A 24,543-nucleotide genomic window follows, 5' to 3' on the forward strand; every position below is an offset into this window, starting at 1 on the left:
TATTCGGGCGATTGACCCTTCACACCTCCATCATACGGGGCACTCCTGTTTTTTTCAAAGCCGCTAGCTTAGCGTATACAGGAATGTTTAGCCTGACCACGCCCCGCCCGACTCCCCCCGACTCTACCTAATACCGCACGCGCGTACCGTCCAGGATCAGCCCCGTATGGTCCACGATGATCTCGGACTGCTCGAACAGGCCGTTGCGGATCGCCGTTGCGTACGCGTTCGAGCCGGCCGTCTCGATGCGCGTCTCGACCGCGTAATAGGCATTGCCGAGCGGGCCTTGCTCGGTTGAGATGGTGTATACATAGGCGCCCTCGCTGTCATAATGGACGGCATCCTTGTTCACGAGCAGCCGGGCTTCCTCGGCCGAGCCCTCGATGCGCACCGTGACGCGTTCGCCGCCGCGCCAGCCCGCCTCGCCGTCCTCTAGCTCGATCGTCAGCAGTCGTGCGCCGGTCAAGCCCGCGCTGCCGACATTGCCGCCGACATCGCCGCCAGCATCGGCGCCGCCCGCTCCAGCGCTCGTGCCGCCGGCCCCTTCCGGGCTCGCGCCCGTCGCGTCCTCGATGGCGGCGATCTGACCGGCGAACGTCCGCGAGGCATCGTCGGTCAGCGCGATGGCATCGAGCGGATCCCCCAGGCTGAGCGTATCCGCCAGCTCGGCCGGCACGGCCAGCCGGATCCGATAGCCCTTGGACGTATCGGCCAGACGAATATCCGGCCCGCCGGACCCGGCCCTCTCGAGCGCGGCCCCGGTCTCCAGGACGCGGCCATCGACCGGAGCGAGCAGCTCGCGCCCGCGCTCCAGCTCCTCCTGGAGCTGCTGAATGTGCCGCTGCTGGTCTTCCAGATCGAGCTTCGCCGTCTCCAGCGCCGCCGCGGCGCTCAGCTTGGCGGGCTCGTCGTCTTCCTTGTGCGCCATCTTCAGATTGTACACGAGCAGGTCCATCGCCATCTGCTGCTTTTTCCGCGCAGACTGCAGATCGGCCAGCTGATACTGTACGTCGCTGTCGTCGTACCGGACCAACGGCTCGCCCTTGCGCACCGCATCCCCGACGCTGACGAGCACCTCCAGCACCGGCCAGCCCGCTGGATTCGTCAGATTCAACGCCGCTGCCGGATGCACCGTGGCGCTCCCCTCGTAGTGGACACCCAGCGTACCGGCGGTCGGTACAGCCGTCACCACCTTCGGCATCGCCAGCGACCGGATCGTGTTGCCCCCCAGCGTCAGCGCGACCAGCAAGGCGACGAACAGGCCGGCCAATACCCGTATCCTTCGTTGCTTCGAACCGACTTTTCCCATGCGTTCTCACATCCGATCCCTCTGAACTCTCCCGGACTCTTCCGGCCTTTCCGGCTTTTCCGGCCTTTTCCGTTCTAGCCTTTGATCCCCGACAATTGTATGCCTTCGACAAAATACGACTCGCCGTATAAAAACACCAGCACCGCCGGAGCCATATAGAGCGCCGACGCGGCGAAGCCGATTCCCCGCGCCTCCTTGTTGATCTGCGCCAGATACAGAGACAGCGGCTGCTTGGCGTCATCGTGCAGGAAGATCAGCGGCTGCTCGATCATGTTCCAGTAGTCGACGAACAGGAGCACTGTCAGCGCGGCCAGCCCGGGGCGGACCAGCGGCACTACGACGCGCAGGAGAATCGTCGCCGGCCCCGCGCCGTCCACCTTGGCCGCTTCGCTGTATACGCGGGGAATGTAGGCCATGAATTGACGCAGCATGAAGACGCCGAACGCGCCGAAGATCCCCGGCAGGATCAGCGCCGCCTCGTGATTCTGCAGGCCGAGCTCGGTCATCACCAGATAATTCGGCACGAGCGTGACCTGGAACGGCATCAGCATTGTCAACAGGTAGACGAAGAACAAGACATCCCGGCCGACGAATCGGAGCCTCGCGAAGGCATACGCCGCCAGCGTAGCGCAGACGACCTGTCCGGCCACGATCGGCGCCACCAGCCAGACCGAGTTCCAGAACATATGCAGATACTTCGGAGACTGCAGCAAGACTTGCGCATACTGCCCGAAGGACAGCCAGTCGGGAAGCAGCTTCAGATTGACGAAGGCGTCCGCTCCACCCTGCGAGACGGGGACCATCACGCCGAGCAGGTCATAATTCCGACCAATCTCCTGCGTGGTCATGAGCGAGCCCGTAATCGTCAGTACAATCGGCACACTGATCACCAGCGCGACCGCGCAGGCGATCAGCGTAGCGACGATTTTGGACAGGATGCCGCGCGGCATTGCACCCGCACCTCCGTTCATTCCATGTTCTCCCGGAACCGGCGCTCGAGGCCGAGCAGGACCAGGACCAGCACACCGATGCAGACGAGCATCAGGGTCGCGGCCGCGGTCAGCTTCTGAACGTCGAGCGAAGCGAACATGTTGTTCATATAGTGTTGCAGCATATACAGGCGATCATAGGGGTAATCACCCGCCAGCAGGTAGGCCTCCCGGAACACCTTGAACGAATTGATCGTAGAGATCAGGATGACAAAGAACAGCGTAGGCGTCAGATAGACGAGTGTAATCCGGAAAAAGCGGTGCACCGGCCCGGCGCCCTCGATGCTGGCCGTCTCGTAGTAGGTCCTGGGGATGGATTGCAGCCCGGCCAGGAACAAGATCATGTTGTAGCCGATGTTCTTCCAGATATACATGACGGCGACAGCGCCGAGCGACCAGTCCGACTGCAGCCAATCGATCCGCTCGAGGCCGAGTCCGTGCAGCCAGGCGTTCAGCGTGCCGTTCCAGTCGAAGAAGATCTGCCAGATCGTGACCGTCGAGGCGACGGGCACGACCAGCGGCAGGACGATCGACGTGCGCAGGCCCTCGCGCAGGAAGAGCGGCCGATTCAGCAGCAGGGCCAGGCCCAGCGACAGCGCGATGAGCAATGGGACACCCACGCTGGTGAAGAGCAGCGTATTCGCTGCCGCCTGGCGGAATGCGCTGCTGTGCAGCAGCGCATCGTAATTGCGCAGGCCGACGTATTGGCTCCTGCCCGCTCCCGCCCCGTCGGTGAATGATTCCCAGATGCCGAGCGCGAAGGGGACGAGATAGAAGAGCGAGAAGCCGATCGCGCTCGGCGCCAGCAGCCAGGCCGCCTGGAATCCGTCCCGGCGACCGAGACGCCGCAGGCTATTCATTGAGCAGCAGGTTGATCCGGTTGCCGATGATGGCTGCCGCTTCTTCCGCCGATTTCTGATCGGAGAAGAAGGCCTCCAGCTGACTGTCGACGATCTCCTCGAGCTTGGAGGGCCCTCTCACGATGTGCGAGGCGCCGGACAGCTGCGCGTCCACTTGCTCCAGCAGGGCGCGATCGATCTCGAGCGCATCCGCGCCTCTTTGCTTGACCACGCCGTCTTGCATCAGCTGCTGTTTTTGTTGCTCGTATACGTGCTTGTTCAGCGGGAATCCGGGACTGGATTCCAGATGGTCGTTGATGTAGGATTGTACGCTCTCGTCGTCCAGCAGGAACTTGACGAACTCCCAGGCGGCTCGGGGGTGCGGTGAATGGGCATTGATGCCGAGCGTGCCGACCGCGCTGTAGTAGCCGCCGCTGTCTTCGCCTGCCGCGTGCGGCTTGGCGTACAGCTTCGTGTTCGGATACCCGGCGAATCGGATGGCGTCCTGGAGCGAATATAGGTAGGTATCGGAGAAATACGCGTTCACGCCCCGGCCGCGGCCTGCTTGGGCAGACAACGCGGACGCGCGGTCATTCGAGACTACGTTGTACAGCAGGCCCTCGTCGAACATCGTCCGGACCTGTCGCATCATCTCCGCGAACGCTTCTGCGTCGAAGTGCGCATTCCCGTCGGATTCGGTGACGAGCTGGGTGTAATGCTCCGTGATCAGCTGGCGCAACAGGTACGACGGTTCGCTGGCAAGGACGGACGGGTAATCGCCCGTCTCTTGTAATTGCTTGGCAATCTCGATGAATTGCGGCAGCGTCCAGTTCGCGTCGTCGATCGCAACGCCGGCTCGAGCGATGGCGTCGGCGTCGCCGAACAGGCCGACCAGCGAGAAGTACATGGGCATGCCGTACAGCCCGCCGTCGCCGCTCTGCGCATGCTCGATAATATTGGTGAAGTAATCCGCCTTGTCAAATGCCGAATCGTGCTCGATCAGTCCGTTCATGTCGACCAGGAGGCCGCGCTTGACGTATTGCTCGAAAGGAAGCTCGTCCAATTCGATCACGTCGGGGCCCCCGCCCGCGAGCAGAGCCGCGTTATTGGTCTGGATAAATTGATCCCGCTTGTTCATCACGTCGTTCAGATCCTTGCCCGAGGTGGAGGCGGCGTGCAGCTCGATCTCGACATTCGGATGCAGCGCCTCGTAGGCCTCGACCACCGCTTGCACCTGCTCGCTCACATAATAGGTGGCGACCACCAGCTTGACCGGCTCGTCGGCATCCACGTCATCGAACAAGCTGTCGTCTGCTCCGTTCGCGGTACCCGGCGCTGATGACGGCGCGGACGCTGGTCCCCCCGTACCCGCTTCGTGCTTCGTATCCGTCTTCGCAGTCGGCGCCCCGGGATTCCCCGGCCCGGAGCAAGCCGAGAGCAACAGCAACACAGCGAGTCCGATCCATACCGTAATTTTCATTTTCCGATCTCCTTTTGTTTCCAGGCTGCCGACAATCCCGGCTCACATCCAAGTGTAAAACCCGCATGTCGCCAAAACGTCGCCAACTTGTAAACAAAATGTCACCGCACAGCGTGATCGGCTACTGAAATTCGACAATAATCTGCTGCCTGTCCTCGGGCCCCTCCGCCACGATCGGCGTGTCCGATGCCGTAGAAGGATGCATCATCCGATCGGACAGGGGGTATCGCTTGCCGCCTTGCAGCAGCAGGCGCTTCCCGCCCGGGCTCCAGTCCATCGCAGTCGGCAAGATCCCTTGATACACCGTCGACTCGTACAAGAGGTTGTTGCCCTGCAGCCTGGCCGCATAGACTGCATGCCGTCCGCTCGCGAAGTAGGCGATCGCCTTGCGGTCGCGCGACAATCGGAATCGCCCGATCTTCTCCAGCAGCACGACCGTCTCCCCGGTGCGGTGGTCATAAGCGGACAGCGTGCCATTCTCGTCGAGATAGATGAATTGATTGTCGTTCACCCATTCGGCCATCGCGCGCTCGATGCCTTCGCCCTCCACCGGAGGCGCGAAGGCGACGAGGTAGCGGCTCCCGTCGCGGACGGCCATCCGGACGGCGCTCTCGGTCACGAACAGCACGGCGCCGGCATCGTTCGTCGGGATGACGGTCATGTCGCTCGTCACGTTGTCCAGACCGGCCACCGGATAGTGCGCGGCGGTCCCGTCTTCTACATCGCAGAGCAGAATGCTGACGGAGCGCTCCCCTTGCACATTGCGCAGCAAAAAATAAGCGAGATAGCGGCTGTTGGCCGACCACGCGCCGGCTTCGCCGAGCATCCGGACCTGACTGCCGGCCAGCTCCGCCACCGTGCGCGTCTCGCCGTCCGGCAGCGTCACCACTCGGACCGCCATGCCGTCCCCGCGATCGCGATCGGTTGCGGCCAGATAGCGGCCATCCGGAGACAGCCGCTCCGGACGCAATCCGTCGTCCAGGCGCAGGGGCTCGGACGCAGCCGCATAGGGAGGGACGAGGGTATGCACACCATAGATGAGCTGTTCTCGCGTCTGGAGACTGGCGGACAACGCGACGACCGTATCCGGGTCCGACCAGCCGATCGGCTGCGTGAGCTCGGACTCCGTCGTCGGGAGGCTATAGATCCGCTCGACCTGGTAGGGGAAGCTCCCTGCGTCGGAAGCCGGCGCTTCGCTGGCATCCGGCATCACGATCAGCTCCGTGTGCGGCCCGCCGCCGCACCCCGACAACACCGCCAGCACCACGACGAGCGCGGCACAGGCCAGGCCGGCTGACCCGATCCTGCGCTTGGGCACAATTGGTCTGTTGCTCATAGCGCTCCCTCCGTTCTGTACGCGGGCATCGTAACCTCGACGCGCGTCATTCGATCCGCGCTGACCATGCGGACCGTCCCGCCGTGATCGTCGACGATCGCCTTGACGATGCTTAGTCCGAGGCCGACACTGCCGGCTTCCGGGGTGCCGTGGTCCGACATATAGAACGGCTGGAACCATCGATCCAGCTGCTCCGGCGCGATCGTCTCGCCCGGATTGCGGACGACGAGGCGCACATCCCCGTCTGCCGCTTCGGCCATGGCCGCGATCTCGGCCTGCGGCGCGCTGTACTTGATCGCATTGTCGATCAGATTGATCAGCACCTGCCGCAGCCGCCTCGGCTGTCCCTCGATCCACAAGCCGTCGCCCGACTCGCAGACGAGGGTCTTGCGGTAGCGCTGTGCCCGGAAGGCCATCGACTCGCAGACGTCGCGCAGCATGCTCCCCGCATCCGTGACCTCGAACGGCTCGCTTCCCGCCCCTCCGCTCGACATCTCCAGCAGATTCAGCACCATGCCTTGCAGGCGCCGGCTCTCTTCGACAATGTGAGTCATCCCCTTATCGAAGAGCGACCGGTCGGTCTCCCCCTTCTCCCGGATCATCTCGCCGTACCCGAGAATCGAGGTGAGCGGCGTCTTCAGCTCGTGCGTGACGTTGTCAAAAAATTGCTTGCGCTCCTCGCTCATGCGCTTCAGCCGATCGCGGTCACTCGCAATCGTCGAGATCTGGCTGCCGATCTGCTCGATCATGCCGTTAAAATCGGCGGCCAGCCGGCCGATCTCGTCCTTGCGCCGGATCTCGGCGCGGACCTCCAGATTGCCGCCGCGCACCGCCTTGGACGCCCGGGCCAGCTTGGCTAGCGGCAGCGTCATGTGGCGGGAGAGCAGATAGGACAACAGGAAGACCGCCGCGAAGATCGCCAGCGCCATGTAGAAGATCGTATCCAATATGCGCCCGCTCTGTCCGTAGAGGAGCGAGAAGTCTTTGGAGAAGCGAAGGATGCCGACCTCGAGGCCGTCCATGACGACCGGGTAGGAGAAGAGGACAGTCCCCGAGTCGTCGTCATATGTGATCAGATAGGCGGTCTTGCCTTGCATGGCCTGCTGCAGATCGGCGTCGTCTTGGCCGGCGAACGCCGCAGGCTGGGAGGACGACAGCAGCGTGCCGTCAGTCGCATAGGCGCTGACCTCGCTGGAGGTGGCATAACGCAGCTCGCTGACCATCTCCTCGGCCATCTGGCCAAAATACAATTCGCCGTTGGCGTACTGGCGGATCAGGAACGCTTGCCGCACGTAGACGCTGCTGTTCTGCTTGAGCCCGTTCAGATCGTCGGTGATGATCTTCTGATTGCTGGTCCGGATCACTTCCTTGACGGACTGGTTCAGGATGAGGAACGCGAGGGTGAATATGAGCAGGAAGCCGACGGCGAACCGGGCGCTGATTGTCCGGAACATGGCGTCACTCCGTCCGCTTCTCGAGCTTGTACCCGATGCCGAATACCGTGGTAATCAGATCGGACGCGTCGAGCTTCTTGCGTAGCCGCTGAATGTGGGTGTCGACCGTTCGCGTATCGCCGGGAAAATCGTAGCCCCAGACGAGATCGAGCAGCTCCGCGCGCGTAAAAATCCTGCCGCGCTGACGCAGCAGTGTCGCCAACAGGTCGAATTCCTTCGGCGTCAGGTCGATCGGGGCGCCGTCTTTGGTGACCAGCCGTTCCTCCGTGGACACCGAGATGTCGCGCAGCCGCACATCGGCCTCGCCCGCGGCTCCAATCGGATTGGACTGGGCGAGCCTGCGCAGCACGGTACGGACGCGGGCGATGACCTCCCGCAAGTCGAACGGCTTCGTGATATAATCGTCGGCGCCGAACTCGAGGCCGAGTACTTTATCGGTGATGTCGGACTTGGCGGTCAGCATGACGAGCGGCAGATTATGCTTCGCGGTCACTTGCTTGCACAGATCCAGCCCGCTCATATCCGGCAGCATCCAGTCGAGCAGCAGCAAGTCCGGCCGGAACGTCTCGAGCAGCCGCATGCCTGCCGCTCCGCTATTCGCCGTCCGCGTCTCGAAGCCTTCGCCGCCAAGCCCGTACGCGAGCAGGTCGGCAATCGCTTCCTCGTCCTCCACAATGAGAATTCTTGTCTTGTCCATCAGACTCTCCCATCCTACTTGGTAGGATGATCTTATCACAATCCGCGGCTTGGCAAAACAACGCGTGCCCCCTTCACGTCTGCTTCTTGCGATAATCGCCCGGCGTCATGCCGACGAGGTTCTTGAAGGCGCGGATGAACGAGAAGGCGTGCACGTAGCCGACGCGGGCGGAGATGTCCTGCACCGACTCGCGGGTCTCGGCCAGCAGCGTCATCGCGTGCTCCATCCGCAGCCGGGCGATGTAGTCGACGAGCTTCTCGCCGATCTCCTCCTTGAACAGCCGGCTCAGGTAGGTCGGCGTCAGGTCGAAGCGGTCGCCGAGCTGGACGAGCGACAGATTCGAGTCGTAGAAGTGCGCCGCGACATAGCCCTTGACCTGCTGAACCGTCGCGTACACATCCTTCTCCTCGCGCAGCGCCGTCATGCGGGCGTAGAAGTCCTCGAGCAGCGCGCCCAGGCGCGCATCCAGCTCCTCGAACGTCTCGAAGCCCGCCAGCAGCTCGCCGATCGCCGGCGCCGTCTCGTCGTTCCACAGCCCGCCGTAATCCACGGACAGCTCCCGCATCTCCAGCGAGCACTGATACTGCAGATAGCTCACGAGATTGATAATCTCCGCGCGCTCGTACAGGCTCTGACGAATGCCTGCAGACAGCTCGGTATATTTAGCCCGCCATCCTTCGTTGCCCTGACGATACAGACGGGCCAACTCGCGGATGTGCTGCAGCTGCTCGTAGATCGGCTGCTCCTCCTTGGGCGAGCCGTCCGGCGGGACGATCACCCGGTTCGTACCGAGCGTCGACTTGTAGCGCAGCCCCTGATCGGCCTGCTCCCGCGAGCCGACCGCCTCGTTGATGCCGACGACCGCCTCGCCCACCGACACCGTGATCGTCAGATGCAGATTGTCGTCGACCCATTCGCGCAGCCGCTCCATCAGCTCCAGCTCCGGCTCGCCACCGGACTCCGCCTCGATCAGCACGCCCAGCTGCGACGGCGACAGCCAGTCATTCCACTGCCGCGCGCCGTACCTGCCCGTCAGCTCCTCCAGCACGTTCACCATCGCGAACTTGAGCAGATACTGATCCTTGTCCGGGTACCGCGTCTGGAGAGCCTTGTACTTGTCAATCTCGGCGATCGCTACCCGATAGCTGCCGTCCGCACGCCGCCAGCCGAGCCGCTCCGTCTCCATCAGCCACTCCTCTTCTCCGATGACGCGGCGGCCCTCCATGATATCGGTGAACAGCACCTTGCGGCGGTACACCTGCCCCGAGGTCGCCTCCTGTTCCAGCTCGTTGGCATTCTCGATCAGGCGCGCGATCGCATGCTCGATGAAGCCGAAGTCGTCGTCCTTGCCAGGCCATTCGAGCAGCTTGCGCTGAGAGATGCGGCCGATCCGGTGCAGGATCGCCTCCACCGGCCGGTACTGCCTGCGGCTGGCCAGGACCATCCAGACGACGCTAACGGCGATGCCCGCGATCCCCAGCAGCAGCCAGGTATACGAGATCGCGTTGAAGACGCCGAACAGCCCGCTCTCCTTCATCCCCGCCCGAATCTCTAGCCCGCTCAGCTCCGAGCGGACCGTGACCGGCGCGGACGCCGACCATTCCGGTCCCATAGCGCCCGTCATATCCGAGCGCACGAGCTGGCCGCTGCCGTCGGTCAGCCACAGCTCGCTCAGCTCCGATTGCGCCATCTCGCTGAAGGCGAGCGCCAGCCGCGCCGTCGAGACATTGACGACGAAGCGCCCCTCGCTGCCGCCGAGCAGCGGGAACTCCCGCACGAGCGAGATCACCGTGCGCGGATTGTCCTTCGGCAGGCCCTGGAACAGCCGTGGCTCGGACCATTGCGCACTCGGCGCCGTCGCTGCGACCGCTCCGAGCCCGCTCGACGCGCTTGCCGACTTCGCGCCGTCGCCGCCGGTCCGTTCCGAGCTCGTCGCCATGTCGAAGCTGCCCGTTCCCGCGGCACCGGCTGCCGATTCGTCTGGCGCTGCGCGCGCTCCCTCTCCGGATCCGCCCGGCTCGCCTGACCCTTGCGGGAGCATGGCGTCGCCCCCGCGCCCGGCATGGTGCGCGATAAACGCAGCATCGCCAAAAGAAAGGGTTTTCATAAAAAGGTTGTTAGATACGACCCTGTCATCATACGATCTGTAAATATAGGCCGAATCGAGGACCGGAAGCATACTCACGAATTCGTTCAGCTGCACCTGTACCTCGTGAGCCAGGTAGTAATCGTCGTGATGCGCGGGATCGAAGAAGCGGGCGAGCGTATCATTGGTCAGCAGCTCGCGGATCACCAACTGATCGACCGTCTGCAGATCGTAATCCAGCGTCTGCATCACGTGCTCGGCATAGATGCGGGTGGCCTGCTCCGTGTCCCGGCGCGTCATCTCGTAGACGGCGACGAAAAAAACCGCGAACAGCACCGTGACGACAAAAAAGAAAATTGGCGCAAAGGTGCGAATCAGCCGCTTGTACCCCGTTCCCTTCATCCCGTCTTCCCCTCTCCTCGATAGTCGGCCAAAGCCTCCTCCCATCAGGGAGAAGGCTTTGGCGCTCGCAGCACCGCTTCCCGATTACGGAGCGGGAGGCGCGAATTTGTACAAATCCTTGACGAGAAATGCGGTATCCTTGTTCTCATTGTACCAAGTCTCGTACCAGGCATCAATTTTTGCCCCGCCGGCCCGTTCCCAGGCCGCCATCGATTCCTCCATCGCCTGATCGGGCGTGTAGGAAGAGCCCGAGACGACCGACTTCTGGAAGTTGTCGAGAATCGTCTTGAACGCATTGGTCACGACGAGCTGCATATCCGACGGCAGCGCCGGCATCAGCTCCGGCATCATCAGATACGGCACCGGCCGCTCCTCGCTGACGTAATACTGCTGCGCCAGATCCTGAAGCTCCCGATTCTTGACCTGCTCTGGCGTCGGTTCGATCAGCGGGCACTTCTTCGCCTCCGGATCCCTGTTGGCCAGCATGCGGAAGTCGCCGGTATAGCTGACCTCCTGCTGCCAGCGCTCCTGATCGATGATCTGCGGACAGCCATCCACCAGCTGATACGTCTCGCCCTCGACCCCGTATTGAAGCGTCTGTATCGTGTCCGGATCCGCCATGAAGTCGATGAAGCGCATCGCCGCTTCGGGGTCCTTGGCCGCCGAATTGATGACCGCCGTCATCTGCACCGGATTGCCGATCGCCGGGCTGAAGGCGCCGTTTGGTCCTTCCGGCAGCGGGATGACCGTGAAGTCGCTGTCCGGATTATTCTGGTAGAAGGCCTCAATGTCGCTGGTACTCATGCCCGAGCCGCCGTAGATGCCGAGCTTGCCGTTGAGCCAGTCCTGCTTCGCCTTCTCGCCCTGGCTGTCTGCCAGGAAGCCCTTGTCGACGGCGCCACCGTCGTACAGCTCCTTCATGTAGGAGAATGCCTGATGGGTGCGCTCCCAGGCGTGCACCAGACGGCCGTCCTCGACATGCCACGGGATCTTCTCGTAGATTGTGAAGACGTCGCCGAACATATAGTCGACGACCATACCGCCGATGAAGCTCAGATTGATGCCGTACGTATCGTCCGCACCGTTGCCGTCGGGGTCCTGATTGGCAAAGGCGAGCGCCGTCTCCAGCAGCTCGTCGCTCGTCTTCGGCGTCTCGAGGCCGAGCTGCTCCAGCCAGTCGACGCGGATGTACAACCGATGGTTCGGACCGGTCGGCGTCACATGGGCGAATTCGTACATCTTGCCGTCCTCGCGCGTCGTGATTTTGCGAATCTCGGGGTATTTATCCAGCAGACTCTTGTAGGTGGTACTGTACTGCTCGATCAACTCATCGATCGGCTGGATCTGCTTTTGCGTGACCAGTTGGTCGCGATATGCCTTATCGTACTCGAAGATCACGTCCGGCGCCGATTTGGAGGCGAACATGACGTTGAACTTGGTCTTCGAGTCCCAGCGCGGAATCGCCTCGAACTTGACATCGGTCGGCCCGTTCTCGTTGATCCACTTGGTCCAGCGGTTATCCGTGATCGTGCCCTCCTCCTTGGGCACTAGCCCCCGGTCGTAGATGGAGGAGGTAATGCTGCCCCGGCGGGGCGGCTCCTCTTCGGCATTCGCCGTGTTCGTCTCGTTCCCCGCCGTCCCGTCGTCGGTATTCGCCGTATCCGCAGTCGATGCCTCGCGGCCCGCTTCCTGATTGCCGTCCGAGCACCCAGCCAGCACGACCGCCAGCAGCAGCATAGCGATTACGATTGCCGTCCACATCCGTCTATCCGTCTTCGTCCCTCTCCGCATGCGTTGACCCTCCCGATATGATATAAGTATGACAAGCTTCACACTTTTCGACTTGAGAGCGCATTCATGATCCCTTGCCGATTGAACGACTACCCCTCCTCTGGCGCTAGCCCTTGATCGCGCCGATCATCGCCCCCTTCACGAAGTACTTCTGCAGGAACGGGTACACCGCGAGCAGCGGCACGATCAGCACCATCATGCCCGCCGACTTCACCCCTGCAGGGGTGACCAGCAGCAGGTCCTCCGGCTGTAGATTGTTGAGCGACTGCAGCATCGACTGGCTGCGAATCATGTTCTGCACCAGCACCATCAGATTGTACTTCATCGGATCGTTGATGTAGATCAGTACGTTCATGAAGGCGTTCCAGAAGGCCACGCCGTAGAACAACCCGATCGTCGCCAGCATCGGCAGCGACAGCGGCAGCACGACCCGCGTGATGAAGGTCCATTCGCCCGCGCCATCGATGCGCGCCGCCTCCTCGAGCTCGTCGGGCATATTCTCGAAGTGTGTCTTCATGATGAGCATATTGTACACGCTAATTAGTCCTGGCAGCCAGATGGCCCCGTAGGAATCGACCAGACCGAGCCCGTTGACCACCAGATAGGTCGGTATGAGACCGCCGCTGAATAGCATCGTGAAGACGATCGCCAGCGTCGCCGGCCTGCGCGCGTAGAAGCCGCGGCGCGACAGCGGATAAGCCGCCAGCAACGTGAACAACAGGCACAGCGCCACGCCGACCACGGTCAGCACCACGCTGTTCGCGAAGGCGCGGACGATATCGCTGGCCTCCAGCAACGTCGCGTAGGACTTCCAGGTCAGACCGATGGGGTAGACCGAGACCTTGCCCGATAATACCGCTGTGCTGTCGCTCAGCGAGAGCGCGGCAATATTGAGCAGCGGCAGCAGACAGGTCAGCGCCAATACCGTCAGCACAGCGTAATTGCAAGCGTAGAACAACTTTTCTCCGGGAGAATCCCGCACTGGAGTCCCCTCCTTTTTTATACGAGAATTACCACAGCCCCTGCTTGAAGCGCCGGGCCACCGCATTCATCGCCAGCACCAGCACCAGCCCCACCAACGACTCGAACAGGCCCATCGCCGTCGTCAGGCTGAACTGGGCACCCTGCAGGCCGACGCGGAAAATATAGGTCGAGATCACCTCGGATACGTTCGAGACGACCGCATTCTGCAGATTATAGATCTGGTCGAAGCCGACCTCCAGCACATTGCCGACGCTGAGGATCATCATCAGCACGATCGTCGGCCGAATGCCCGGCAGCGTGATGTGCCAGATCTTGCGCCACTTGCTCGCCCCGTCCATCGCCGCCGCCTCGTACAGGCTGGGATCGATCGTCGTCAGCGCCGCCAGGTAGATGATGGCGCCGAAGCCGGCGCTCTTCCAGATGCCCGACCCGACGAAGATCGCGATCCACGAACCCTCCTTGTACAGGAACGGATACGTATCGCCAGTGAAGCGCTCCAGCAGATGATTGAGCACGCCGCCATCCTCGGAGAACAGCGTGACGACCAGTCCGCCGACTACGACCCAGGAGAGGAAGTGCGGCAGATAGAGCAGTGTCTGCACCGTCCGCTTGAACAGCATCTGCCGCACCTCGTTGAACAGGATGGCCAGCATGATCGGGAACGGGAATGTGATCGTGATGCCCAGCACACTGAGCAGCAGCGTATTGCGAATCGTGCGATAAGCCGCCGGGTCGAGGAACAGCAATCGGAAATTGTCAAGACCGACCCACTCGCTGCCCCATACGCCATCAAAAAACGTATACTGCTTAAATGCGATGACCAATCCGACCATCGGCGCGTACTTGAAAATCAGGAAGAAGGCGACAACCGGCAAGAACATGATCAGCCACGGCACGTTCTGTCTGAAGCGACGCTTGCGGCGCAGCCGGATCGCGTCGCTCCCGCCGGCCGCGTTCTCCGACGCCTCGCGCCTCCTCTTCATGTGGCCGTTCGACGCCTCGTTTTCCATCGTTGTCATATCGATCACCTCCCGTTTCCCCCGCTTTCTGGCGGCGGCCCGCCTCGGGATAGGCTTACTGTACCCCACTCTCCGGCGGCCTCACAATACACATGAATTTCCCATCCACAATTAGCGGAAATCAACGCGTCTGCACAATTTTTTACGATCCACAATACCGATGCCCACACGCGTCGTACGGGTCGATGCGCAGCAGCAAGGCCTCCTCCCCCGACTCCCGCACGGCAATCTCGCGTAGCATGAAAGGATCGCTGCGCGGCAGCTCTCCATCCGTCGTCCGCCGGTCGCTCACCTCGATCCGCTCCAGCCGCGCCGCCAGCTCGGCCGGGTCGGGCCGGTCGTCCAGCATCACGACTACCCAGGCATGATCGACGCGGTGCTGGCGATGCAAGCGCGCCTCTCCCCGATACCAATGCCGAGTCAGCCGCAGCGCCCCGTCCTCCTGCCGGGTCGTCTCGATCGCGGTCAGCTGCGCCCGCTCCTCCCCGCACGCGATATAGCTGAGCCCCAGCACGGCCACGCAGCAGCGGGGGAAGTCCAGCACCGTCCACGCGCCACCCTCCGTCTCGATCGACCGCGGCACGGCATGGGTCGGAATCGCCGTCTCCGTCCATGCTGTCTTCAGCCGGGCCGGGACTTGGCGGACTGCGCCGGCATAACGCGGTATCAGCCACTCGTCAGCGAGCTCGGAGACGCTGTGGGCCAGATGCGCGATGCTGCGATGCACGATAGCGACGGGTCCGCGCTGGACACACGCCGTCTCCGGCTCGGGCAGCCCGTCCCCGGCCAGCAGCCCCGGACTCAGATAGGCCCCGTGGTAGCCGTCCGCCGGATGGGTCCGCTCGCGACCGTCCTGCGTCGCGCGCAGCCGCAGGAAGGACAACTGCCCATCCTCAGCCAGCCAGCTAACCGGCATCGACTGCCAGCCCAGCCCCCAGGTCGGCCAGTGATAGCTTCCCGGCATCGCCGGGAAGCGGCTGACCGTGCCGAGCCGGCCATTCGCGCCGATCCAGGTGCAGGCATAGACATCGTCGAAGATACGGACGCGTCGGGTGCGCGGCACCGGGAGCTGCGCGGCGGCGGGCAGCAGCCGCGTCGGATCGGCCGACATGATCGGCTCATCCGGCTCGGCCTGCGGCAGCAGCGCCTCATACAGCAGCAGGCTCAGCACGAAGCCCTCGATATGGCCCGTGACCTCCAGCTCCCAGCAGCGGACGCCGGCATACAGATTCGTCAGCGACGGCTTCATGATCTGCCCCTCGAAATTGTAGCCCCGGATGGAGGGCACGTACTCCCGCCCCCCGTGAAAGCGCGCCAGCTCCAGCAACTCGTCGCGCCGGGCGCGCAGCTGCCCTGCCAGCTCCGGCTCGCGACCGTCCCAGGCGAGCAGCGCGAGCTGGAAGGCATCGAGCATGACCTTGCCGTAGCCGGTGCTGGTATTCTCCCCCCACCCCCAGCCGCGCCGCTCTGTATAGTCCAGCCAGCGGACAAAGTAGCGCGCCGCTCCCGCCAGCCCTTCCTCGTCGCGCACGAGTGTCGAGAGCGCAAGCAGCAGCGCCCCGTCGCTGACGGTCTTATTGGGATAGAACAGCTTGGGGTGCGCGCACTCGTGCGCGAACCAGTCAATTGCCGCGCCGAACATGCGGCGCAGCTCGGCGTCATGCGCGGCGGGAATCGCCTCCGGCGCAGACAGCGCCAGCGCGGCGAGCGGCATCAGAATAAAAAAAGCGGCGTTCGTGTCGTCGATCTCCGTCTCCTCGCGGTACCAGCGGAACCCGCCGCGCTGCGGATGGCCGACCTCGACGACCTGTAGCAGCGCCAGCTCCCGTAGCAGCGCCAGGCCTTCCGCCTCGTCCATCCGGCCGAGATACGACGCCGCCGCATAATAGGCGGCGGTCGCCCGACCCTCGTGCACGCCATCGAAGGCCGCGACCGCCCGCGTGTGCCCCTTCGCCTTGCGCATCATGTGCCTGTGCATGCCCGCCCGCGACCGTTCCAGATAGGCCTCGAACACCCGATCCGCGTCCTGCTGTCCAATGATGCGCCGAACCGCTTCCTTCGTGCCTGCTTTCATCGTCTCGCACCTCCGATATGATATGTCCTGCCGACAGGCTGCGCCCGCCATGGCAAAGGGCCGCGCCAGGCGCGGCCCTCCAATGGAGCGCGTACTAGTACTACTCTGCGCGTACTACTGCCCGCCGCCCCCGTACTGCGCCAGCAGCTCCTCGAGCGTCCGCTGCAGTCGCTCGGCCGCCTCCTTGAAGCTGTCCTTGACGAAGAGCGCCTCGGCCGCGTAGAGCTGCGCAACGTTGCGCAGCGCGGCAAGCCGCTGCGGCAGCGGCAGACCGTCGACATCCGCCGCCGCCTCGACGTACGGCTCGAAGTCCTGATGGACGACCTGGATATAGGCCGCCGCGTCGCTATCGTCCACGACCGTCATGTACAGGGCCAGCGCATCCTGCGCCCGTATCTGCAGCTCCGAGCCGCTGGCGACGACGACGGTACACAGGAAGACCGCAAGGGAACGCTGCAGTTCGTCCGCCGCCTCGTCGAGCGCCGCCTGAGTGGCCGCTGCATCCGTGAGAACGGCCTGCGCCGTCGCCACTGCATCCGCCATGACCGCCGTCGTGCCGATCATGTACTGCCCGGGCTGAGTGCCCTCGACCGCCACATCCAGCAGCGTCGCGGCTGCCGCTATCGCCGCCTGCAGCTCCGCCTCGTCAATCGCGATCTCGCTATCCACGAAGACGTCCAGCGCCGAGCGCAGCTCCTCCTCCGCCGCATCGACATCAACCTGGGATGCCGCCGGGTCGTCATGGACCGCCTGCGCGTCGTCGATGGCCGCTTGCAGCGCAGCCTTGGTACCCGGCGGGTATTGACCCTCGCCGTCGCCCTCTACAGCGTCCGTGTGGATCGCCTCCGCCTCGGCGATCGCCTCCGCCAGCCACGAGCGAGCCGCGCGGATCGTGATCGAGCCGCTGCGTGAATAGAGACCGAGGAATCCCGGCGTGCGTACTTGCCCCTCGCCGATGTCCACGGCGTCGACGACGGACTGGCCGTCAACGCGAAGCACGATCCGGACGCCGTCCTCCACATTCATCGTACCGAGCTCCACCTCGTGGGGCTCGCCATACGTCAGCACATCGTTCGGAATCGGCGGTCCGAAGACCGGCGTATAGCCGTTGAGCGTACCGTACAACACCGTGCGCGTGCCACCGTTGAAGCGGTGCAGCTCGATGCCCTCCGGTGTGAACAGCAGCATATACAGCGCGTTGGCTCCGCTGGAATAGCTCTGGTCGCTCGCGCCTCGCAGCGTCAGCGCGCGCCAGCCGGATGTACCGTCGAGCTGCATATTGAAGCGAATCATCTCATCGCCGTAGGTGCGGCCCTGGAAGATCGCGCTGCCTCCCGGAGTGGCGATCGTGATGCTGCCCGTGCCGGGCACTAGCGTCGCGTTGTCACTCAGATACCAGTATTCGGTATCGTGAATCAAGTCCTCGGCGAGCTCTTCGGCGACGGTGATCGTCACGCTGCCTGAGAGCGACTGACCACCCGAGACGCCGGTCGCGGTGATCGTCGCCTCGCCCAACGCTACAGCCGTCGCTTCGCCCTCGTCCACTGAGACGATCTGCGGAGCGGAGCTCTCATAGATCACACCGCTCAGCGGGTAACGATGGCCGTACTGCGAGATCGCCTCTGTCTTGAGCGCGGCCCGCTCACCCGCGAGCAGCTCCGACTTGGTCGCTGTGACCGTCAGACTGTCCAGACTATCGTCGACGAAGATCGCGCCCTTCACCGTGACGGGCTGGCCGTCGACGGTCGCGGAGATTGTCGCGCGGCCCGGTCCGACCGCGGTCGCCATCCCTGCGCTGTCGATCGTGGCGACGGCGGGATCGTCACTCGTCAGCACGACCTCGGCCGGATCATCAAGCGCATAGCCGCTGTGCGTCAGGATCGCCTTCACGTCCAGTTGCGCCGACTGGCCGCTCGCAAGCGACAGGTCGGCAAGGAAGAGCTGGTCGGCCGGTTCGGCACGCCGCAGATGTGCGTAGCCGGGTTCCAGCCCGGCGGCCGAGATAATTGCCAGCGCATCCGTCGGCCAGTCGGCATCCTCGTGCACATGCGTGTCGGTAATCGGCGTATCCGTGCCGTTATTGACCATGCTCGCAGTCGTCGTATACGTATTGTCTACCTGGATGTCATGGATCGTCGTCGCCCACATGAAGACGTAATTCGGCGCGCCCTCCATGACATTGTCGTAGGCATGATAGTAATTGCTGCCTTCGTCGAAGTAGAGCGAGCCCTGACTGCCACTGTGATTGCGCAGCAGATAGTTGCCCGAGACGATATTCGGCTCCGCCGTCGACGCTCCGGTGGTGCCGAGCGTATAGATCGGACCGCCGTCGACGAGCTGCTCCATCGTGTCGTAGATCAGATTGTGCTGAATCTTCAGGTTGCGCGTATTCGACGACGGATTGCTCGCCCAGCCATAGCCGACGTGCAGACCGCTATACGGGGTATGGCCGATCTCGTTGTGCGAGATGTCCATATCGACCGGATAGCCCGCCGAGATCGCCGCAGACGAGCGATAGTCGATGCCGATATCGTACACATAGTTATTGAGCACGTCGTTGTTGCGATTGAGCTTGGCCGGATCGGTCGTCGTCTTCTGTTCGCTGCTCGGCTCGCCGATTGCGAGCGCGCTGCCGGACAGGTCGACGAACCGATTGCCGACGATCCGCGTGTCCTGGCTGCCGTCCAGCGTCTTCAGCGCGATCGAACCCAGGTGAGTGAACGTATTGCCGCTGAATTCGACGCCGTGCGCATTCGCCATCGTCACCGCCGCCAGACCGAGCCAGTCGCCGCGTCCGGAGCCGGACTCGCGAATGTGACTGTTCTGCGCGTCGGACAGACCGCTGTCCGTGCCCGGGCGCAGCCACGTATTGTACGCGAATGTCAGGCCGGAGAAGCGCAGATGGCTCACCGGCTCGCTCGGGCTCGCGCCCTCAATCGTCATCAACTGCTCCAGCTCCGGCGCGATCACCTCGGCCGTCGACATGTCCTCCCCGGCGCGAGGCATGTAATAGATTGCGCCGGCAGCACGGTCCAGGTACCATTCGCCCGGCTCGTCGAGCAGCTCGTACGCATTCTCGTAGAACCACGGGACCGTGATGCTGGTGCCGCCCTTATTGGAGGCGAAGTGCCAGCACGGCTGCTGCATCGTGACCGTCGCCGTTCCCCCGGAGGCAACGATGTCGCTCACCGGGCAGCGCGGATTGGTCCACTTCTCGCTGTACACCATCTCCAGATCGCCGAGATTGCCCCAGTCCGCGAGGAAGGTGTCGCTCGTCGTGTAGCCGTCTGTCGTCTTGACGGCGTCCGTCAACCCTTGCTCGCTGCGCGCCCGCACGGCACGCACGCCGTCCACGTACAGTTGGCGCGTGTCGAGATCGCCGCCGGTCTCGGCCTTATAGATCTGCTTGGCCGCATCGTGCAGCGTCCATCCGGTGACCGGGCGGCCGCCGCTGATGATCGGCGTCTCGCCCGTCGCCGCCTGATAGATCACATCATAGCCGTTCTGCCCCGAATCCCGCTCATCGAAGGCGAGCACACTCGTCTTGAGCTCGCGGGTCGCATACAGCTGGCCGGACTGGTTGTACAATTGCTCCTCCGTTACCGTGTAATCCGGGCGATACACGCCACCCTTCAAGTGGACGGTGATGTCGGAGTCCATCACGCCGCTTACCGCCCGCACCTTGTCCCGCGCCTTCACAAGAGTACGGAACGGCTGCTCGGCCGTACCGGGATTGCCATCGTCCCCATTCGCCGGATCGATGTAGTAATCCGCCCTCGCCTCCTCCTCGATTGGCTGACTCGGCGCGCTCGCATAGGCCGCCCCTTGCGCGTAGGCGTCCGCAGGCGTCACCTCGAACTTCACGTATCGCCCTTCCAGCTCTGGCGTCAGCGCAAGGGTCAGCCCGGTCGCCCCGGCGATCGGGCTATAGGCGCCGTCCGCCGCGCCCGCCGCCAGCCAGCGGTAAGTCGTACCCGTCTCCGCGTCGCCTTCCGCGTCGGCGTACGCGTAGGAGCCCGTCAACTGCTGACCGACGAGCTGCGCGCCCTCGAGCCGCACGTCTGCGGCAGTCGGCGCCGCATTGGTCGTGACGAGTACCGCCTCGCTATATACCGCAGCGCCCACTGTCGGCTCTGTGGCAGTGGCGGGTACGACGGCGAAGCTCACGTACTGGCCCAGCTGCTCGGGCGCAATCGTGTAGGACAATCCGTCCGCGCCCGGAATCGGCGTGAATGCGCCGCTGTCTGTCGCCCCCGCGTACCAGCCGTAGACACTGCCGGACTCGGCGTCGCCGTTGGCGTCGGTATAATCATAGTCCGCTGTCAGCGTGCGGCCCGGCTTGGCCAGCCCCTCCAGCACGAGATTCGCTGCCATCGGCGGCTGCGGCTCGGTGTCGGGCACGCCCGCCTCCAGCGTCACCGCATAGTCCGCTGTCGCCTCCGGGTTGTCAGCCGCGACTGCCCGTACAGTGATCGTACCGGGCGCAGCCTGGTCCGTCACCTTCAGCAGCCCTGTCACCGGATCGACGCTCACTCCCGTCGCGGCGCCCGCCAGCGACCAGGCGATAGCCGGCTCGTCCAGTCCCGCCGTCGTCCCGATCTGATTGCGCACATCGGCGTCATACGCATACGACATGCGCCCGACGACGGGAATCTCGGCCGTGGCCGGTCCGCTGACCGTCAGCGTCGCCGGACGCGCCGGCTCGGCTATGACATCGTCTACGTAGAAGTCGGTGTAATGACCGTTTTCATCTTTGATAGCGCTATCATTTTGCTGGTGCTGAACGAACACCGTCGCATCATCGTACACGTACCCGGCGGTCGGATCATTACCCGATACGGGGAACGTCTTCAATCCCTCGAGATGCGTCCATTCCGTGCCTACCGTGCCGATCGCCATGATCGGGTAGTTGGCATTGTTCCACTTGACGCCGCTCTGCGTCACGAACATGCCGACTGTCCCCGTGCCCGCCGTACGCTTGACCCATGCGGAGAAGTAATAGGTCTTCCCCGGCTCAAAGGCGATATGGCTCTGCCGGATATTGCCGGCGTACGATGTCGTCCGATCCACTCGGGCCGAAGCCTCGCCGCTATGCGCCTCGGTCGTCTCATGCACGATCGTCGCCCCGCTGCCGCTCCATCCCGTCAAGTCCGTCTCGAAGCCGGTATTCGCCAACAGCCCCGCCGACGCCTCCCCGTTCTCCCCCGCTGCGGCGGCCGTACCTGCACCCAGCCCCGACGGACCGAAGGTGACGCCCGCGAGCAGATTGAGCAGCAGCGCCGCCGCGAGCGCCGCCGCGATTCTTTTGCGTACTCTACGTGTACGTCCTTTGCGTGTACGTGCGCTTTCTTGTCCGATCATCAATCATTCCCTCCTCATTGTGTGTCGAGTCGTCGCGTGTGCCGGTCGAGTTGCGGCCAGTCCCCGCAGTTGTACTGTACACAATGCGCATCGGCGCGGGCAATGCACATAAATTTCTCATCCACAATTGAGCGTTGGCGATCCATGAGAACGCTATTAGCGCGCCCTCTGGCAGGCTCGTCCCTCGGCAGCAGTCTACACAAGCTTTTGTGCATCCTCGATTATTGTGGATTGCCCGCATCCTCTCCGATCCTATAGGCTGGAGCTAGTCCGATTGAAAGGAGGCATCAGTAGCGGAACGGTATGCGTCGGAAGGCGTCCGACAAAATGTAAGCGAAACCAATTCAACGTGAGACAGAAGGAGGAAGATGATCATGAAGAAGATTGGAAAACTGCGGCAAGGCACACTGCTCGCGGCAGCTGCCGCCATCGTCGCCTGCTGCCCGATCGGCGCGCCGCCTGCGGAGGCAGCCATCCAGGCGACCTATTACGCCTCCCCGGCCGGGAGCGGCTCGACCTGCTCCGCGGCATCCCCTTGTTCGCTCGTTGGCGCGCGCGACAAGGTGCGCACCGCCAACGATGCCATGACCGGGGACATCGTCGTCTACCTGCGCGGCGGCACGTATGATCTGTCCGCCACACTGACGCTCGGCAGCGCAGACTCAGGTACGGGCGGCTATGCCGTGAAGTGGACGGCCTACCCCGGCGAGACGCCGGTCCTCTCCGGCGGACGTTCGCTGGGTGGCTCCTGGACGCTGCACGACGCAGCGCAGCAGATCTACAAGCGGTCCGGCGTAAGCGGCGAATTTCGCCAGCTCGTCGTGAACGGCGAGCCCGCCGTACGAGCCCGCACGCCCAATCTGACGGATGCGGACACGATGGGCGACTACTACACTACGATCAGCGCCGACACGACGGCGAAGACGTACAAGATTCACAAGGCCGAGATCTCTACTTGGTCCGATCCGAGTCGCGTCGAAATGGTCGTACAGCCGCACTGGTACCACAATCGGCTGCGTCTGGACGCCTTCACCACTGACGCCGACTATGCGTACGTCAGCTTCCAGAGCGCCGAGAGCGGCAGCGCATTTGCCAAGTCGGCCTCCTTCTACACCGGCAATGCCTATCACTTCGAGAATGCATACGAAATGCTGGACGCCGCGGGTGAATGGTACCTGGATACGTCCGCGGATACGCTCTACTACAAACCGCGCAGCGGCGAGAATCTATCCACCGCCACGGTCGTCGCGCCGACGCTGGACGTGCTGGTACAGATGACCGGGATGGCGACCTCCCCCGTGCACGATATTGCCTGGAGCGGCGTGACCTTCCGCCATGCCGGCTGGAGCGGACCGAGCAGCAGCGGACTCGTCGCCACCCAAGGCGCGTCGCCGATCAACGGGCTGACCGTGCCCGGCGCCGTCCAGGCCGCCTACGCCGAGCGCCTCTCTCTGGAGAGCAACACGTTCGAGCTGCTTGGCGGCACCGGACTCAAGCTCGGCTACGGCCTCAAGTCCAGTCAGATCGTCGGCAACACACTGCGGGAAATCGCGGCTAACGGGATCGAGCTCCGCTCGCCCAAAAACGCCTCGGATGGGAACCGTTCGGAGAACGTGCTGATCGGCAACAACACGATCTCCCGCGTCGGCCGGAACTACTCCAACGGCATCGGTATCCTCGCCCACTTCGTACGCGACACGCTGATCGAGCACAATGACCTGTACGACCTGCCGTATATGGGCATCCAGCTCGGGAACCAGGCAGGCTGCAACTGCAATATCGGCATGTCGGGCAATATGATTCGCTATAATGATCTGCACGACGTCATGCAATTGCACGACGACGGCGGCGCCATCTATACACTCGGCCGTCAGCCGGGGACGTACCTGTACCGCAACTATATCCATAGCCTGGCCAAGAGCGAATACGCGATGAGCTACCCGCTGGCCGGCCTATACATGGACAATTACAGTGAATTCGTCACCGCTCAGGACAATGTGCTGAGTGCGATCGACACCGCGTCAGGCGCGTCGCTCACCTATGAGCAGACCGGCATCGGCGCGCAGAACAACCAATGGATCAACAACGCTGCGCAGACGCAGAGCATCAAGGACAATGCCGGTGTGCAGCCGGGCTATACGCAGCCGGTCATTATCCGGCTGGCCGATGACTTCGACGACGGGGCGACGGAGGATCCGCCTCCCGGCTGGACGATCGGCGGCGGCAGCGGGAGTGCGACGATCGCGGATGTACCCGGCTCAGGTGACAAGAGCGTCTATGTCGCCAAGTCTGACGCCGCTGGCAGCACCCTCGTCTCGCGCACGCACCCCGCCACGAGCGGAATCGTCACGGTAGAGGCACGCGTGCGCGCAGAGCAGACCGGCGGATGGAAGATGGCGCCGTACATTACCGATTCATCCGGCACGACGGCTGTCAGCGTCATCCTCGAGAACGGCTATATCAAGACGTACGACGGACCCACGCTCGTGAACGCCCAAGCCTTCTCTGCCGGTACCTGGTACAAGCTGCGCGTCGTGCTCGACACGAATACCGACCAGTTCGACCTCTATGTAGACGGAGTCCGCCGCATCACGGACGCCGACTTCCGCAGCGCCGTCTCCAACATTGCCGGCCTGCGGCTAGGAATCGGCGCCGGCCATACCGGCGGCTTCCACTTCGATGATATCAAAGTCGTGGCGCCCTGATCGAGATAACGCGCTCG

The 24,543-nt window shown here is 63.4% G+C and carries 14 protein-coding genes; 1 reads left to right on the plus strand and 13 read right to left on the minus strand.

Annotation, left to right across the window (positions count from 1 at the left end):
• Window positions 1-127 precede the first annotated feature (127 nt).
• From IDH44_RS23005 to IDH44_RS23065, 13 genes are all read right to left on the minus strand, one after another.
• The gene (locus IDH44_RS23005) at window positions 128-1,309 is read right to left on the minus strand and encodes an efflux RND transporter periplasmic adaptor subunit (RefSeq protein ID WP_190921178.1); all 1,182 of its coding nucleotides are present in this window, start codon (window positions 1,307-1,309) and stop codon (window positions 128-130) included.
• Between the two features lie 74 nt (window positions 1,310-1,383).
• Window positions 1,384-2,280: a carbohydrate ABC transporter permease gene (locus tag IDH44_RS23010; protein WP_223869967.1), complete on the minus strand. Its 897-nt coding sequence runs from the start codon at window positions 2,278-2,280 to the stop codon at window positions 1,384-1,386.
• Window positions 2,277-3,158 carry a carbohydrate ABC transporter permease gene (locus tag IDH44_RS23015; protein ID WP_190921179.1) on the minus strand — a complete coding sequence of 294 codons (882 nt, stop codon included), beginning with the start codon at window positions 3,156-3,158 and terminating at the stop codon, window positions 2,277-2,279. Before IDH44_RS23015 ends, IDH44_RS23010 begins: the two co-directional genes overlap by 4 nt.
• Window positions 3,151-4,617, minus strand: a complete 1,467-nt coding sequence (locus IDH44_RS23020; RefSeq protein ID WP_190921180.1) for an ABC transporter substrate-binding protein — start codon at window positions 4,615-4,617, stop codon at window positions 3,151-3,153. The genes IDH44_RS23015 and IDH44_RS23020 overlap by 8 nt, the downstream gene beginning before the upstream one ends.
• Before the next feature lie 121 nt (window positions 4,618-4,738).
• Complete coding sequence (locus tag IDH44_RS23025) at window positions 4,739-5,953, minus strand: hypothetical protein (RefSeq protein WP_190921181.1); 1,215 nt, start codon at window positions 5,951-5,953, stop codon at window positions 4,739-4,741.
• Complete coding sequence (locus IDH44_RS23030; RefSeq protein WP_190921182.1) at window positions 5,950-7,407, minus strand: sensor histidine kinase; 1,458 nt, start codon at window positions 7,405-7,407, stop codon at window positions 5,950-5,952. Before IDH44_RS23030 ends, IDH44_RS23025 begins: the two co-directional genes overlap by 4 nt.
• A 4-nt stretch (window positions 7,408-7,411) precedes the next feature.
• Window positions 7,412-8,104: a response regulator transcription factor gene (locus IDH44_RS23035; protein ID WP_190921183.1), complete on the minus strand. Its 693-nt coding sequence runs from the start codon at window positions 8,102-8,104 to the stop codon at window positions 7,412-7,414.
• Window positions 8,105-8,177: 73 nt separating this feature from the next.
• A complete protein-coding gene (locus IDH44_RS23040; RefSeq protein ID WP_190921184.1) occupies window positions 8,178-10,592 on the minus strand; it encodes a helix-turn-helix transcriptional regulator in 2,415 nt (804 codons plus the stop codon).
• 84 nt (window positions 10,593-10,676) lie between these two features.
• A complete protein-coding gene (locus IDH44_RS23045) occupies window positions 10,677-12,383 on the minus strand; it encodes an extracellular solute-binding protein (RefSeq protein ID WP_190921185.1) in 1,707 nt (568 codons plus the stop codon).
• Window positions 12,384-12,489: 106 nt separating this feature from the next.
• Window positions 12,490-13,365, minus strand: a complete 876-nt coding sequence (locus IDH44_RS23050; RefSeq protein ID WP_190921186.1) for a carbohydrate ABC transporter permease — start codon at window positions 13,363-13,365, stop codon at window positions 12,490-12,492.
• A 28-nt stretch (window positions 13,366-13,393) separates the two neighbouring features.
• Complete coding sequence (locus IDH44_RS23055) at window positions 13,394-14,350, minus strand: ABC transporter permease (RefSeq protein WP_190921211.1); 957 nt, start codon at window positions 14,348-14,350, stop codon at window positions 13,394-13,396.
• Window positions 14,351-14,528: 178 nt separating this feature from the next.
• Window positions 14,529-16,460, minus strand: coding sequence for a hypothetical protein (locus tag IDH44_RS23060; protein WP_190921187.1), 1,932 nt, complete (start codon window positions 16,458-16,460; stop codon window positions 14,529-14,531).
• A gap of 114 nt (window positions 16,461-16,574) precedes the next feature.
• The gene (locus tag IDH44_RS23065; protein WP_190921188.1) at window positions 16,575-21,821 is read right to left on the minus strand and encodes a carbohydrate binding domain-containing protein; all 5,247 of its coding nucleotides are present in this window, start codon (window positions 21,819-21,821) and stop codon (window positions 16,575-16,577) included.
• A 374-nt stretch (window positions 21,822-22,195) separates the two neighbouring features.
• Between IDH44_RS23065 and IDH44_RS23070 the strand changes: the two genes are divergently transcribed.
• The gene (locus IDH44_RS23070; protein ID WP_190921189.1) at window positions 22,196-24,526 is read left to right on the plus strand and encodes a right-handed parallel beta-helix repeat-containing protein; all 2,331 of its coding nucleotides are present in this window, start codon (window positions 22,196-22,198) and stop codon (window positions 24,524-24,526) included.
• Window positions 24,527-24,543: the final 17 nt, after the last annotated feature.

The organism is Paenibacillus sabuli (genome assembly GCF_014705605.1).
Taxonomy (GTDB): domain Bacteria; phylum Bacillota; class Bacilli; order Paenibacillales; family Paenibacillaceae; genus Paenibacillus_D; species Paenibacillus_D sabuli.